1 protein-coding gene is annotated in these 349 nt (G+C 61.3%); it reads left to right on the top strand.

The genetic code is table 11. From position 1 onward, the window contains the following. Positions 1–16 precede the first annotated feature (16 nt). On the top strand, positions 17–349 hold a 333-nt coding region (locus EH240_RS37620), incomplete at its 3' end, for a diguanylate cyclase domain-containing protein (RefSeq protein ID WP_245436725.1).

Raw genomic sequence — 349 nt, forward strand, 5'->3', positions numbered from 1 at the left:
AAGCTTCAACGAAAAGCTGGAGGCCGAGCTTACGGCACATCTCGACACTGAGCGGTGCCTTGCCGTCCTCTTCCTTGATCTCGACCGCTTCAAGGAGATCAACGACCTCTTCGGCCATCTTGTCGGAGACGCCGTGCTGCAGTGTGTGGCCGAGAAGATCAGGAGCATCCTCAAACCAGGCCAGATGGTTGCGCGCCTGGGCGGCGACGAGTTCGCTGTGATTGTTCCCGGTCTGCCGAGCGCGAGCTATGCGACGCGCACTGCTGAAGCCATCCTGGACGCATTCAACGACACAGGCGCCAACCTGCCGGCCGGCGTCACCATCGGCACCAGCATAGGCATCGCTGTG

Origin of the sequence: Mesorhizobium tamadayense (genome assembly GCF_003863365.1) — a bacterium.
In the GTDB taxonomy this organism is placed as follows: Bacteria; Pseudomonadota; Alphaproteobacteria; order Rhizobiales; family Rhizobiaceae; genus Mesorhizobium; species Mesorhizobium tamadayense.